This window comes from Halorientalis brevis (assembly GCF_023077655.1).
This window is the reverse complement of the sequence record NZ_JALLGV010000005.1, coordinates 645,619-658,371: the sequence shown is the minus strand read 5'-3', so window position 1 is coordinate 658,371 and position 12,753 is coordinate 645,619. Positions and strand designations below refer to the sequence as shown.

Here is a 12,753-nt window from a genome sequence, read left to right as displayed (position 1 = left end):
ATGTCGGTTCCGTGCGTCTGTGTCGGCCGCGAAGCGGGCGAAGAAACGCGTGAGGCGCTCGCAGACGCGGACCTCATCGACGACGCTCACGAAATCACCGTCGAGGACGGACAGCTCTACATACCGGTCACAGACGCCAGTGCGGTGCCAGCGCGATACGAGGTGGTCTCGTACGACGTTCCGGCCAGAGAGACGCAGACGATGCCGGCCGACGTCGTCGACTTCGAACCGTCGTACGCTCGGGTGGGCGACATCGCCGTCATCGACGAGGACGATCCCGAGAGAGCGCGGGCGCTCGCCGACGCCATCGTCGAGTCCGCGCTGCCGGTCGATACGGTACTCAATCGGGCCTCGAAGGTGAAAGGCGACCTCCGGGTGCGCGACTGGGACGTGTTGGCCGGCGACCGGACGGAGACGGTCCATCGAGAGTACGGCTGTGAGTTCGCGCTGGATCTCGCCGAGGTGTACTTCTCGCCCCGGTTGGCGACTGAACGCCATCGCGTGGTCGAGCAGGTCGACTCGGGCGAGCAAGCGTTCGACATGTTCGCCGGGGTCGGCCCGTTCGTGATCCCGTTCGCCACGCGGGGGGCAGAGGCGGTCGGCGTCGACCTCAACGAGACGGCGATCGAATATCTCCGCGAGAACGCGCGTCGGAACAAGGTCGCGGACCGCGTGACGGCAATCCAGGGGGACGTCCGAGACGTGGCGGCCGAGTACGTGAACTGGGCGGATCGGCTGGTAATGAACCTCCCGCACAGCGCCGACGAGTTCCTCGACACGGCCGTCGACCTGGCGAGCGACGAGTGCGTCCTCCACTATTACGACATCCAGCACGAGGACGACCCGTACGGCCCCGGCGAGGAGGCGATCCGGGCTGCGGCCGAACCCCAGTACGAGGTCGACGTCGAGACGCGACACACTGTCCGGTCGTACGCACCCCACGAACTGAACGTGGTGCTTGACGTACGGCTGGTGCGAACGTGAGGGGTCCCGTCAGCGGGATTCGCAACCCTTATTGCGTTTATCCTCCCACGATTTGATGCGGAGAACGCCAACGCGCCGGTGTCTCGCTGAACGCAGAGAAGCGAGGCTTGGCAGACGAACACCGCGACGTCTGCCGGTGTAGCTCAGACTGGCAGAGCGAATCCTTCGTAAGGATTAGGCCGAGGGTTCAAATCCCTCCACCGGCTCTTTTGCCGCGAACAACCCGTGTGTAGTCGGCGCTACCGAGGGATTTGAACGAGACGAGACGCCCAGCGAAGCGAGCAGTCTCGGCGTAGTTCACAATCCCTCTACCGGCTTTTTCAGGGATACAACGCGCTCGATAGCGGTGTCAACGGGTTCGAACTGGGAGGCAATCTGGCGGAGTCGCGTCGTTGCTGTTGAACGAGAGATCAGCCACTCGCATCGCTTTCCCAGCGCCGGGAACTCCCCTGGACGTGGTTCATGACGGGTAATGAATGCGTGACCTGTCGGCGCAGCAACCACCGTACTTGCGCCATGTTCGCCGCGTTTGCGGACGATGAGTACGGATCTGTCGAATAAGCCTCAACGCTTAACAATACACTCGTTCAATGGGTTGTCATGAGCGATGTCGATGTCGACCCGATTCGGGTGCTACACGTCGACGACGACCCGGAAATCGTCGATCTGGCTGCCACTTTTCTCAAACGGGAGGACGACCGCCTCGACGTGGAGCTCGCCGAAACGGCTGGTGAAGCGCTCGACGTGGTGAGGGAGGGGACGATTCACTGCATCATCAGCGACTATCAGTTACCGGATATGGCCTGTGACGAGTTTGCCGCTGCTGCCAGGGAGGAAGCGCCCGGCATCCCGTTCGTGCTCTTTACGGGCCGCGACCGCGCGCAGCTCGACGACGACCTCCTCGACACTGCTGTCACTGCGTATCTCCAGAAGGGGTCGGGAACCGAACAGTACGGCGAGCTGGCCGACGAGATACTCACCGCAGTTGCGGAGTACGAGCAGATCCGAACCGACGGCGGTCGGCCGGAGGCGTCCAGCTATCGGACGGACGGTGGGTCCAAAACTGATTCGCGAGCGGTCGCACAGTTGTTCGAGCGCGTTGACGACGACGACCGCGAACGAGTCCTCGTGGAAGCACTCGACGCCATCGACGACGCGTTTTTCATTCTCGACGAAGACGGCGAGATCGTCTACTGGAACACGTACATTCCTGCCGTGACGGGGTACGACGAGGGGGAAATCGCCGGGATGGAGCCGGCCGAGTTCTTCGCGTCGGAACACCGCGAGCGGATCGACGACGCGATCGCTGAGACGGTCGCGACTGGCAGTGCCGAGGTGGAGGCGGCGGTCCGGAAGAAAAGCGGCGATGAACTCCCCGCGGAGTTCCGGGGCGCTCGACTGACTGACGACGAGGGGACCGTGGTCGGGATCGCCGGCGTCGCACGCGACGTCTCCGACCGTGTGACGTACGAACGGGAGTTAGAACGCCAGAACGAGCGACTGGAGGAGCTCATCGGAGCGGTGTCGCACGACCTTCGGAACCCACTGAACGTCATCACCGGTCGGCTCCAACTCGCGCGGGAACTGGGGGACGAGGAACATTTCGACGCGCTCGAACGGGCGACCCATCGAATGGAGGCACTCATCGAGGATCTGGTCGAACTGGCCCGGAAGGGGCACACCGTCGCTGATGGCGACTCCGTCCCACTGGACGCGCTCGCAGAGACGGCGTGGTCGGGGCTCGACACTGCGGACGCGACGCTCTCGATCGAGACCGATCGGACCGTCGTTGCAGACGAGCCGCGACTGCGACAGGTGCTCGAAAACCTCTTCCGGAACAGCGTGGAACACGCCGGCGACGAACCAGCGGTAACGCTCGGTGAGATGGAAGACGGGTTCTACGTCGCCGACGACGGTCCCGGTATCCCGGAAGACGACCGGGAGCGCTTGCTCGAATACGGCGAGTCGACGACCCAGCACGGAACCGGCCTGGGGCTCGCGATCGTTCGCCGCATCGCCGAGGCCCACGGCTGGTCGTTCTCGATCACCGATAGCGAGAGCGGCGGCACGCGGGTCGAGATTACCGGCCTCTAGGCTGTTGGCCGGGCTCCTGACGGCGATTCACTCGACGTCGATCGGAGTCCCGCCGTCGTCGCTGTCGGCCCGCGACAGCGTGATCTCCAGGACGCCGTTGTTGTACGTCGCCGTCGCGGACTGTTCATCGACTCGGGCTGGCAACCGAACCTGCTCCGCGTACTCCCGGCGCTCGCCCGTCGCCGAGATCGTCAGCGTCCGTCCGTCACACGTGACTTCGATTCCGTCTTTGCTCACGCCGGGAAGATCGGCGACGACCTGAACCGCTTCGTTCGCTTCTTGCACGTCGACGTGAGCTTCGGACGGTCGACGCTGACGGCCGTGCTCGGCGTGGTCGAACTGGTGGTCCACGTCGATGTTGACGTGGCCGTACGGTCCCATCATTCGATCCGTGTTCTCGACCATCTCTTCGACGAGTCGCTCGAACGCGGTGAACACGTCGTCGAACGGTCGCTCGTCCCTGTCTCGTGGGCGTCGAGTCATACTGCGAGCTACGCGCTCGAAGGCAAAAAGCGCAGCAGCTCCGTTCACTCGCCTTCGCCGCTGGTCACGTCTCTGACGACGCCGACGGATCCGCGGAGGTTGCCGTCGTCGTCGGTGAGGACGGCGACGTTGTCCTCGTAGCGTCGAATCTCGCCGCTGACGTTCTCCATGACGAACTCGAACCGGCCCCAGTTCTCGTCGTCGTTTTCGAGGAGGTCACTGATGATCTCGGTCCCCTTCTCGATGTCTTGCTCGCGCATGAACGTGGAGACGTGAGCGTCTTCGACGACGTCGCGGTCGTAGCCGGTGTGTTCGATGAACGCCTCGTTGACCCAGGTGATCTCTCCCTCGGGCGTGAGGACGTACATCGGATCGCCGGCGTTCTCGACGACCGTTCGGTAGCCTTCCAGGTCACGTTCGCGCTCTTTCCGCTCGGTGACGTCGCGGGTCGTGATGACGAATCCCTGCACGAACGGGTCGTCGAGGAGGTTGCGAGCGCGGGACTCGACGGTGCGCCACTGCCCGTCGGCGTCCTTGGCGCGAAACTCGACCGTCGGGACGTACTCCGGGTCACGGACGGCGTCGTAGAACTCCTCGCGGATCGTCTGCCAGTCGTCCGGGTGGACGCTGTCGAACGGCAACTTCTCGTCGATCTCCGCGGGAGTGTACCCGAGTACCTCCTCGACGACGTCGTTCTGGTAGGTAATCGAGGCACCTGGACTGACGACGGTAATCATCTCGGCGTTCTCGTCGACGATCCGGCGCGTTCGCTCGTTGCGTCGTCGTGTGCGTCGCGCCTGGCGATGGTCGGACGCGAGTTCGGCCACTCGCTCGACGAGCCTGCCAGTGGGATTGTCACCGCTGGCCGTGACGTAGTCGTCGACTCCGCCACTGATCGCCTGGCTCGCGAGGTGTTCGCTCCCGTCGCGTGCAAAGAGGACGATCGGTAACTCGTCGTGGATCTCGCGGACGCCTTCGATGAACTCGATCGGATCGCCGTCGTCAGTACAGATCACGCAGTCGAACGGGTCTTCGTGATCGACCAGCGGGCTTCGCATGCGGGGATGGAGTCGCTGCTGGGCGTCCGCGATCCGATCTAATGCGGCGGCGGCCGCCGTCTCCGCGACGAACTCGACCGGTTCGTCGAACCGCTCGAATCCGGCCCGCACCCAGTCGGCAACCTTCTCGTCTGGACCGAGGTAACAAACTCGGATCGGCCCCCGTCCGACCAGTTCCATTGGTCAATTACTGCGCACGTCCCCTGATAAGTGTTGGCAACGATTCGACAGTCTTCCCTCGTTGAAACTACTGGGTGGGAGACACCGAACTGAGTACGACTGCGGGTCGGACGGACGTGTGTCACACGGTCCGTATTGCCAGTCCTGAGCGGGTCGGGCTCTGCACCGTCGTGACTGCTCACAACTCGAAGGCGTGCGTCAGAAGAAAAACCGGCTGTCGGGTACCGCTCTAGACCACTGCGCCGACGTAGAGCACGACGACGAGGAAGATCCAGACGGCGTCGACGAAGTGCCAGTACATCGAGACGGTACTGACGGAGGTGTGTCGCTCAGCGTCGTACTGTCCGAGGAGGCCCCGGACGAACACGATGCCGATGAGGATGGCGCCGAGGGTCACGTGGAGACCGTGGAGTCCGGTCAACCCGTAGAAGGCGCTCCCGTAGATTCCTTCGGTGAGCGTGAAGTTCTCGTGGACGAGGAACTCGTAGTACTCCAGTCCCTGTCCGCCGATGAAGATGATCCCGAGCAGGAGCGTCACGGCCATGAGGCCCATGAATCGCTTGCGGTTGTTCTTCAGGAGCGCGGTGTGGGCGAAGTGGAGCGTGAAACTGCTCACGACCAGGATGGCAGTGTTGACGAGCACGAGCGAACTCACGAGCGGCGGGAGTTCTGCGCCCGTCGGCGGCCAGGTCCCGGCCCGGATGAAGAAGTAGTACACGAAGCCGGCGCCGAAGGTCGCCACTTCTGTCCCGAGGAAACTTATCATCGCCAGGCGCATCGCACCGCCGCCGTGTCCGTCGGTGCCGTGTTCCCAGAAGTTGACCACGAACGCGTGGTACAGCCAGCCGTAGAGGCCACCGAGGAAGACGAATGCACTGCCGATGAACACGTACGGGCCGGTCATCGGGCCGACGATCGCTTCTTCGCCCCTTCCGAGTACGAACAGTGCAGCGCCGACGTAGAAGCCGGTCGCACCGAGAGCCGTGATGAACGGCCACCAGCTGGCTTCACCGAATCCACGCGGCCAGTCTTCGACCGCGGGGAGGTGGTGTTCGTCGTGGCCCCCGTGGTCCTCTGACGTTTCGTCTGCGAGGCTCATGTCTATCTGGCGGTTACGTGTCTATTGGTAAAAACCTGCCCAAGTGAATCCGCCCCCGTCGGCGTGGTTTCGGAAGCTACTCGGGCGAGAAGCCCCTTTCCTTACCCAATGACCGACGACCCGTCCGCTCGGTGGTCGCCGTCTTCCCGGTCGTCGCTTCTCGCCGCCCGACGCGCGGTCGTTCGACTCCTCGCACTCACGCTGGCCGGCGTCCTGTTCGTCGGCGTCGCCGCTGCCCACGGCGGGAGTCTCGGTGCCTCCGCACGGGAGGAGCTGACGGTCCCGACCTGGCTGTTCTTGCTCACGGGCGGGAGCGCCGTCGGCGCGTCCTTCTTGCTGGCCAGTTTCGTCACGGACCGGGCGCTGATCCGGGAGATTCACACCTGGTACCGCACGAGTCCCGTCCCGGCCCGGCGCATCGGCCGCTGGCTCGGCCACCTCGCCGGCGTCGTCGGCCTCGCTGCCATCCTTGGCGTCGGATTCGTCGGTCCTCCCGAACCGCTTGCGAATCTGGCGATCCTCACCGTCTGGGTCGGCTGGTGGGCCGGGTTCACCATGACCACGTACCTGCTCGGGAACGCCTGGCCCGTGGTCAACCCCTGGCGGACGATCTCGTCGCTGCTCCCCTCGCTCGACCGTGCCTATCCGGACGGGCTGGGGGCCTGGCCCAGCGTCGTCGGGCTGCTCGCGCTCGTGTGGCTCGAAGTCGTCAGTCCGCTGGCCGACGAGCCGCAACTCCTCGCCACCGTCATCGTGGGCTACTCCGCACTCACGCTCGCGGGTGCGTTCGTGGTCGGCCCCGCTCGCTGGTTCGGAACGGTCGATCCCGTCGCTCGGGTGTTCCGCTACTACGGTCGCGTCGCACCCCTGACCTGGGACGACGAGGCGAGCCGACTCCGACTGCGACTGCCCGGGACCGCACTGTCAGAGACCCGCTTCATCGACGGGTTCGACGAGGTCGCCTTCGTCGTCGCCATCGTCTGGGTGACCACCTACGACGGCCTGGTCTCGACGCCTGCCTGGGCCGGCTTTGCCAGAGCCGTCGTCGGCGTCGGCGTCCCGCCGGCGCTGCTCTACCCCGCCACACTGCTCGTCGGATTCGTCGCCTTCCTCGGGGTGTACTGGCTCGCGGCGGGATACAGCCGGCAGCTGGCCGACTCCTACCGAACGAAGGCGTTCCTGGCGCGTCGGTTCGCGCCGTCGCTCCTGGCGATCGCCGCCGGCTACCACCTCGCCCACTACCTGGGCTATTTCCTCTCGCTGTTCCCGGCCGCGCTGGCTGCGCTGCAGGACCCGCTCCCGGCGTCGGCTCCGACCACTGTCCCGGTCGCGCAGCTTCCCGGCTGGTTCGGCGGCCTCAACATGACGTTCGTCCTCCTGGGCCATCTCCTGGCCATCTGGGTCGCCCACGCCACCGCCTTCGAGGTGTTTCCCGGCCGCCTGCAGGCCATCAAGAGCCAGTACTCGTTCACGCTCGTGATGGTCCTCTACACGATGACCTCGCTGTGGGTCGTCTCGCAACCGACGATTCAACCCCCTTTCCTATGAGCACGCACACCGAAGACACGACGACCGGATCGACCGTCGCCGCCACGGCGAGCGAGCAGTACACCGTCCCGACGGGGGACGACGCGTTCGTCTGTGAGTACTGTGGGGCACCGTTCGCGACCGAGGAGTACCATTCGCTGCACCTCGGGCTTCAACACGGTGCTTCACTCACTGACGACCAACGAGACGCGTTCGAGGCGGCCGCGACGGACGAGGCTGAAGAACTGAAGCTGTTCCGGCTGAAGGCGCTGGGGCTGCTCGTGTTGCTGTACTTCGGACTGCTGATGACGTACGCCGTGGTGACGTGAATCAGTCGGGCGCTCAGACGTCGCGCTCGACGACGAATCGGGTGAACGCCGACAGGTGGTCGGCCGGTTCCGGTTCCAGGTCCAGATCCGAGAGGTGGTTCCGGGCCCGTTCGGCGAGGGCCAGCGCCTGTTCGCGTGCGTATTCGATGCTGCCCGTCGACTGGAGGATCTCGATGACCTCCAGGATCTCGTCTTCGTCGTTGTCGTCGGCCCAGAGGATTTCCTCCAGGCGGGCGACGTCCTCCGGGTCGGCGTTTCGTGCGGCGTGGATGACCATCAGCGTCTTCTTCCCCTCCCGGACGTCGTTGCCGAACTCCTTACCGAAGGCGCCGGCCTCGTCGAGGGTGTGTTCGACGTCGAGGATGTCGTCGCCGATCTGGAACGCGATTGACATCTGTTCGGCGTAGTCGGCGACTGCCTGTTCGACCGCGTCGGACTGGCCGGTGACGATGGCGGCCAGGCGGGCGACGATCCGGCCGAGACACCCCGTCTTGCAGGCACACATCTCCAGGTACTGCCGTTCGCTCATCTGGATCTCTTTCTCGTTGTGCCAGTGGATGTCCATCCCCTGCCCGAGGTGCGTCCGGTTGAGCTCGTACATCAGCATCTCGTAGGCCGCCAACCGCGTTCCGTCGTCCAGGTCGCCGGGGTCGCGCGTGATGATCTTCAGGGGCAGGAAGTACATCGCGTTGCCCGCGTTCAGCGCGACGTCAGTCCCGTGTTCGAGGTGTAGGGCCGCGTCGCCGCGGCGCATCGACGCGTCGTCTTCGACGTCGTCGACGATGATCGTCCCGTTGTGCAGGATCTCGGGAACGCACGCGTAGGGCAGGTACTCGTCGGGATCCTCGCCGAACGCCTCGACGAGCAGGAGAAAGACGACGGCGCGCCACCGTTTCCCCCCGCGGTCGAGCAGTTCCCAGATGGGGTCGGAAAGAGCCGCCTGTACTGCGTCCGGGTCGTACTGGTAGGTCGGCTCGCCGAAGAAATCCGCGAGGTACGCGTCGTCGACGAGGCGCGGCAACAACTCTTCGATCGTCTCGTCGACTACCGGTCGCCACTCGTCGAGTACGTCCCGCATACCCCAGCAATCACCGTCGCGGCTCAAAAGCCTTCAGTTCTCCCGCGAAACGTGGTCTGTTGCCTACAATAATTCCTTTAGTCCCCACTCGCTTCACTGAGCCGTATGACCGACTGGATCGGCGAGACCTTCACAAGCGACGCCGGATGGTCCCATCTCGAAGCGCTCGTGGACGTCGGCGACCGGATGGCCGGCAGCGACGGCGAACGACGCGCGGCGGCACTGACCCGGGACGCACTCGCGGACGTCGGCGCTCGAGACGCCCGACTCTCCGAGTTCGACGCTCAGGGCTGGACTCGCGGAACGAGTGCCATCACTGCAGGCGAGACGACACAGGACTGCATCGCCCTCCCGCGGAGCCCCGGCGGAACGGTGACCGGGGAGTTCGTCGACCTGGGCTACGGCCTGCCCGAGGACTTCGAGACTGCGGACTGCTCGGACGCGGTCGTGATGGTCGCCAGCGACGTCCCCGACTGGCAGGACCGGTTGATCCACCGACGGGAGAAGTACTATCGCGCCGTCGAGGCGGGGGCACGCGCCTTCGTCTTCCGGAACCACGTCGACGGCTGTCTCCCGCCGACCGGGAGCGTCGGCACGAGCGAGGCCCCTCTCGGTGAGATTCCGGCCGTCGGCGTCAGCAAGGAGGTCGGTCACCGGCTCGCACGTCGGTTCGAGGGGACGGACGTCACCGTCACCGTCGACGTCGAGACCGGGCCGGCGACGAGTCAGAACGTCCACGCCGAACTGGGCCCCGAGACAGACGAGCAACTGCTGTTGACCAGCCACGTGGACGCACACGACATCAGCGAAGGAGCCATGGACAACGGTGCGGGGACTGCCACTGTCGTCGAGGTGGTTCGGGCCCTGGCGGCCCGCGAGGACGAACTGGACACGCGCGTCCACGTCGTCTGCTTCGGGGCCGAAGAGGTCGGACTCCTGGGATCGGCCCATCACGCCGAGCGGACCGACCGCGACGAGATCCGCGCCGTGGTCAACCTCGACGGCGTGCTCCGCGGACGGACGCTTCGGGCGAAAACCCACGGGTCCGACGCGCTGACCGAGGCAGTGCGGACGGTCAGCGACCGGTTCGACCATCCGATCACCGTCGACCCGCGACTCGGGCCGCACAGCGACCACTGGTCGTACGCCCAGTGGGGCGTGCCCGCGTGCTGGGTCAAAAGCGAAACCGCCGAGCGCGGGCGCGGGTGGGGACACACGCACGCGGACACGCTCGACAAACTCGACTCCCGCGACCTCCGGGAGAGCGCAATTCTCCTGACCGACCTCGTGGTCGAACTCGCGGGCGCCGACCGCGAGATTCCACACGCCGATCCGGACGCGGTCGCTGCGAACCTCGACGCCCAGGGGCTCGCCGAAGGGATGCGCGTGACGGGCGACTGGCCGTACGCCGAGTGAGCCGGCCGGAAGTCCCCACGTTTTTGCCGGCCGGGTGCCTGTACCCGGATAATGGGTACCCCAGCGGAGTCGTCGGTCGTCGGTGTCGTCGGCGACCGGACCGATTCGGTCCGGTCTGCAATCGAGGCAGCGGGCGGCCGGCACCGACTGGGCGACCTGACGACCGTCCTCGCTGGCGACCCCGACGTGCTGGTCACGGTAGGCCAGGCGCATCTTCTCGAACTCGCAGCCCTGGAGCCGACGCCCGATGTCCCCGTTCTCCCGGTGAACGCGGGGCCGGGCGTCGAGTCCGTTCCGCTCAGTGCGGTCCCGGCGGCCGTCGACGCGCTCCTCGCCGACGAGGGCGGGACGCACGCTCGGCCGGTGCTGGCCGCGCTCGAAGGCGAGACCGAGCGGGCGCGCGCGCTGTGTGACGTGATGCTCGTGACCGCGGAACCGGCGCGCATCTCGGAGTACGCCGTTCGGTCCGGCGGCGACCTCGTCGCGCAGTTCCGGGCCGATGGCGTCGTCGTCTCGACGCCCGCCGGCACCCACGGGTACGGGCGGTCGGTCGGTGCGCCCGTCGTCGCCCGCGGGACTGACGTCGTCAGCGTCGTCCCGGTCGCTCCGTTCGCGACCAGCGCCGATCACTGGGTCCTGCCGACGGGCGACGTGACGCTGACGATCGAACGCGACGAGGTTCCCGTCGAGTTGCTCGCCGACGATCGCCGGGCTGAGCGAGTCCCGCCGCACACGCCGCTGTCGATCGCCCGCGTGGACTCGCTTTCGATCCGAACGGTGCCACAGAGCCGGTCGTCGTTCGCGCGGTCCGAGTGACCGGCCGAATCGACCGGACGACAGGTCGAGTTATCGCGGGCGTTTGCCGATTGGATTGGAAAAACTCTAATGTATCAGGTGGGAAGGTGCGAGTATGGCAGCACCATCGGTGACACTCTTCGGACCGCTGGATACGGTTCTCGGCGGCCAGATCGAGTACGTCCTTCTGGCACTCGCGGTGGTCAACATCGGGACGCGCGCGTATCAGCATCGAAAACACGTGAAGCAAGCCGACGAAGGCGGCGCTGAGGCGGTCAGCCGCAGTCCGCTCCACGTCGCCTCGAACCTCGCGCTCGTGCTTGCGGCGTTCTACTACACGACGCTGCATTACCACGGCGGCATGGTCGCGTCCGCGCTCGTGGTGGGCCTGTTCCTCACCGACTTCTTCGAGTTCGAGTCCCGCAAGGTCGAAGCCCGCCGCGGCATCCCGATCGAACGACCCAAAGGCGCGATCGCAGCGTCCATCCTAGCGCTGATGTACGTGAGCTACCAGTCGCTGTTCTTCCTCATCAAACCGATCTGGTCGGCCATCATCTGAGCGGTCTCCGCTTTTCCCGTTTTCCCGACGCGTGAGACTCCGGTCTCGCAGTCTACTCGCTTTCACTCCCGTCTGGTCGAGTGTCACAGCGATCTCCACCGTGACCGATCTGGCCCGCTTCGCAACGATCAGCTGGATTCACTCTCGTCTGTCCGGTTCTGTGCGTTCCTCTGAGAGATGTCGTGGGTATCGCCCGGACTTTGAGCCACGCGCCACGTTGTCGTCCGCAATCGCAGCGAATCGGTTGCCACCGAGAGATGGGTCGAACCGGAGACCGGATTCAAAGCCAGTTTCGTGGGAGTTCAGTGTCGGCGTGTCCCGTTTGTTCGTCGCGCTTCGAGCGTGAGGGCTGAACTGTCCTGCCTGCTGTTGTGCCGAGACCGTCGAGTCGCCGGCGGGTCACGCTCTTCCTGAAGTGGTCGTTCCCGCTGTTGTCGTGTCCTGGGAACAACCGCTGCTGTCGGTCGCTAGGTGTCGAAAAACGAGTGGCCGGAACGGGGCCTCAGTTACCGCGCTCGGACAGTGCTTCGCGCGCCTGGTCGATCGCCGGGATGACGACCCAGAACGTCAGTGCGCCGAGGATGGCGAACCAGAACAGCGCGTCCTTCAGGAGCAACGCTATCTGCCCGTACATGTCCGGATTCTCCGGCGGGGGTGCCAACAGCTGCCCCTCTTCGAAACTCGCTGTCGTAAACCAGCCCGCCAGGACCATCCAGCCGAGCCCGGCCGTCGTCAGAATGCCGAAGCCCTTGGCGAATTCATCAGCCATTATCTGAGTCTTCGTCGGTGTCGTCTTTAGGCTTTCCCATTCCTTCCGCCCGGAACCGCGTCGAGAACGCGTAAGCCGCTGCCCCACCGAGGATTAATGCGATCCCCACGAGCGCCAGCACCGGATCGATCTCAGAGAGCGCTGCCCGCGCGCGGTCGGTCGCCAGGTCCAGCAACGCGAACCCGACGACGACGGTCACGACCGCGAACAGCGTCGTGAACACCGTGACGGCCTTGTAGACGCGCATCGGAACCTCGACGTCCCGGCCGCTCTTCGAGTCATCGGCGTCACCGTCGCGACGCTGCGCGATCGATTCGTCGGGCGATGCTGAGTCGGACGGCTGGTCGGACGTGGAATCGTCAGAAGTCATCGAAAACAGGGT

13 protein-coding genes and 1 tRNA gene are annotated in these 12,753 nt (G+C 65.3%); 8 read left to right on the top strand and 6 right to left on the bottom strand.

All coding sequences use genetic code 11. The features are described 5' to 3' along the window. From MU553_RS15405 to MU553_RS15395, 3 genes are all read left to right on the top strand, one after another. Positions 1 to 984 (top strand): class I SAM-dependent methyltransferase, encoded by a 984-nt coding sequence (locus MU553_RS15405; RefSeq protein WP_247378974.1) that lies wholly within the window; start codon positions 1 to 3, stop codon positions 982 to 984. A gap of 132 nt (positions 985 to 1,116) precedes the next feature. After that, positions 1,117 to 1,190: transfer RNA gene (locus tag MU553_RS15400), tRNA-Thr, on the top strand. 394 nt (positions 1,191 to 1,584) lie between these two features. After that, on the top strand, positions 1,585 to 3,078 hold the full coding sequence (locus MU553_RS15395) for an ATP-binding response regulator (protein ID WP_247378971.1): 1,494 nt from the start codon (positions 1,585 to 1,587) through the stop codon (positions 3,076 to 3,078). Between the two features lie 27 nt (positions 3,079 to 3,105). Here the strand turns inward: MU553_RS15395 and MU553_RS15390 are convergent, their stop codons facing one another. The 3 genes from MU553_RS15390 to MU553_RS15380 all read right to left on the bottom strand — a co-directional run bounded on the left by MU553_RS15390 (position 3,106) and on the right by MU553_RS15380 (position 5,898). After that, positions 3,106 to 3,561 (bottom strand): Hsp20/alpha crystallin family protein, encoded by a 456-nt coding sequence (locus MU553_RS15390; RefSeq protein ID WP_247378968.1) that lies wholly within the window; start codon positions 3,559 to 3,561, stop codon positions 3,106 to 3,108. A 44-nt stretch (positions 3,562 to 3,605) separates the two neighbouring features. Beyond that, complete coding sequence (locus MU553_RS15385; protein ID WP_247378966.1) at positions 3,606 to 4,799, bottom strand: PAS domain-containing protein; 1,194 nt, start codon at positions 4,797 to 4,799, stop codon at positions 3,606 to 3,608. A 229-nt stretch (positions 4,800 to 5,028) separates the two neighbouring features. Further along, complete coding sequence (locus tag MU553_RS15380) at positions 5,029 to 5,898, bottom strand: cytochrome c oxidase subunit 3 (RefSeq protein WP_247378964.1); 870 nt, start codon at positions 5,896 to 5,898, stop codon at positions 5,029 to 5,031. Positions 5,899 to 6,006: 108 nt separating this feature from the next. On the opposite strand from MU553_RS15380, the gene MU553_RS15375 reads away from it, so the two are divergent. Together MU553_RS15375 and MU553_RS15370 are read left to right on the top strand one after the other, a co-directional pair. Further along, positions 6,007 to 7,446 (top strand): hypothetical protein, encoded by a 1,440-nt coding sequence (locus tag MU553_RS15375; RefSeq protein WP_247378962.1) that lies wholly within the window; start codon positions 6,007 to 6,009, stop codon positions 7,444 to 7,446. Beyond that, positions 7,443 to 7,754, top strand: a complete 312-nt coding sequence (locus MU553_RS15370; protein WP_247378960.1) for a DUF7410 domain-containing protein — start codon at positions 7,443 to 7,445, stop codon at positions 7,752 to 7,754. The genes MU553_RS15375 and MU553_RS15370 overlap by 4 nt, the downstream gene beginning before the upstream one ends. Positions 7,755 to 7,767: 13 nt before the next feature. Here MU553_RS15370 and MU553_RS15365 read toward each other — a convergent pair whose 3' ends face one another. Continuing rightward, positions 7,768 to 8,832 carry a polyprenyl synthetase family protein gene (locus MU553_RS15365; RefSeq protein ID WP_247378957.1) on the bottom strand — a complete coding sequence of 355 codons (1,065 nt, stop codon included), beginning with the start codon at positions 8,830 to 8,832 and terminating at the stop codon, positions 7,768 to 7,770. Positions 8,833 to 8,937: 105 nt separating this feature from the next. Here MU553_RS15365 and MU553_RS15360 point away from each other — a divergent pair, with 105 nt between their 5' ends. From MU553_RS15360 to MU553_RS15350, 3 genes are all read left to right on the top strand, one after another. Further along, the gene (locus tag MU553_RS15360; RefSeq protein ID WP_247378955.1) at positions 8,938 to 10,248 is read left to right on the top strand and encodes a M28 family peptidase; all 1,311 of its coding nucleotides are present in this window, start codon (positions 8,938 to 8,940) and stop codon (positions 10,246 to 10,248) included. Positions 10,249 to 10,299: 51 nt separating this feature from the next. Further along, positions 10,300 to 11,064 carry an NAD(+)/NADH kinase gene (locus MU553_RS15355; RefSeq protein ID WP_247378953.1) on the top strand — a complete coding sequence of 255 codons (765 nt, stop codon included), beginning with the start codon at positions 10,300 to 10,302 and terminating at the stop codon, positions 11,062 to 11,064. A gap of 94 nt (positions 11,065 to 11,158) precedes the next feature. Beyond that, positions 11,159 to 11,602 carry a DUF7313 family protein gene (locus MU553_RS15350; RefSeq protein ID WP_247378951.1) on the top strand — a complete coding sequence of 148 codons (444 nt, stop codon included), beginning with the start codon at positions 11,159 to 11,161 and terminating at the stop codon, positions 11,600 to 11,602. Between the two features lie 502 nt (positions 11,603 to 12,104). Here MU553_RS15350 and MU553_RS15345 read toward each other — a convergent pair. Then, positions 12,105 to 12,371: a DUF7314 family protein gene (locus MU553_RS15345; protein ID WP_247378947.1), complete on the bottom strand. Its 267-nt coding sequence runs from the start codon at positions 12,369 to 12,371 to the stop codon at positions 12,105 to 12,107. After that, a complete protein-coding gene (locus tag MU553_RS15340; RefSeq protein ID WP_247379046.1) occupies positions 12,364 to 12,618 on the bottom strand; it encodes a DUF7315 family membrane protein in 255 nt (84 codons plus the stop codon). Before MU553_RS15340 ends, MU553_RS15345 begins: the two co-directional genes overlap by 8 nt. Positions 12,619 to 12,753: the final 135 nt, after the last annotated feature.

Bases quoted from the DNA above. Each gene is read 5' to 3' on its own strand.
- MU553_RS15385 (WP_247378966.1), bottom strand. From the start codon at position 4,799: ATGGAACTGGTCGGACGGGGGCCGATCCGAGTTTGTTACCTCGGTCCA.
- MU553_RS15350 (WP_247378951.1), top strand. From the start codon at position 11,159: ATGGCAGCACCATCGGTGACACTCTTCGGACCGCTGGATACGGTTCTC.
- MU553_RS15380 (WP_247378964.1), bottom strand. From the start codon at position 5,898: ATGAGCCTCGCAGACGAAACGTCAGAGGACCACGGGGGCCACGACGAA.
- MU553_RS15340 (WP_247379046.1), bottom strand. From the start codon at position 12,618: ATGCGCGTCTACAAGGCCGTCACGGTGTTCACGACGCTGTTCGCGGTC.
- MU553_RS15345 (WP_247378947.1), bottom strand. From the start codon at position 12,371: ATGGCTGATGAATTCGCCAAGGGCTTCGGCATTCTGACGACGGCCGGG.
- MU553_RS15405 (WP_247378974.1), top strand. From the start codon at position 1: ATGTCGGTTCCGTGCGTCTGTGTCGGCCGCGAAGCGGGCGAAGAAACG.
- MU553_RS15365 (WP_247378957.1), bottom strand. From the start codon at position 8,832: ATGCGGGACGTACTCGACGAGTGGCGACCGGTAGTCGACGAGACGATC.
- MU553_RS15360 (WP_247378955.1), top strand. From the start codon at position 8,938: ATGACCGACTGGATCGGCGAGACCTTCACAAGCGACGCCGGATGGTCC.
- MU553_RS15375 (WP_247378962.1), top strand. From the start codon at position 6,007: ATGACCGACGACCCGTCCGCTCGGTGGTCGCCGTCTTCCCGGTCGTCG.
- MU553_RS15390 (WP_247378968.1), bottom strand. From the start codon at position 3,561: ATGACTCGACGCCCACGAGACAGGGACGAGCGACCGTTCGACGACGTG.
- MU553_RS15370 (WP_247378960.1), top strand. From the start codon at position 7,443: ATGAGCACGCACACCGAAGACACGACGACCGGATCGACCGTCGCCGCC.
- MU553_RS15355 (WP_247378953.1), top strand. From the start codon at position 10,300: ATGGGTACCCCAGCGGAGTCGTCGGTCGTCGGTGTCGTCGGCGACCGG.
- MU553_RS15395 (WP_247378971.1), top strand. From the start codon at position 1,585: ATGAGCGATGTCGATGTCGACCCGATTCGGGTGCTACACGTCGACGAC.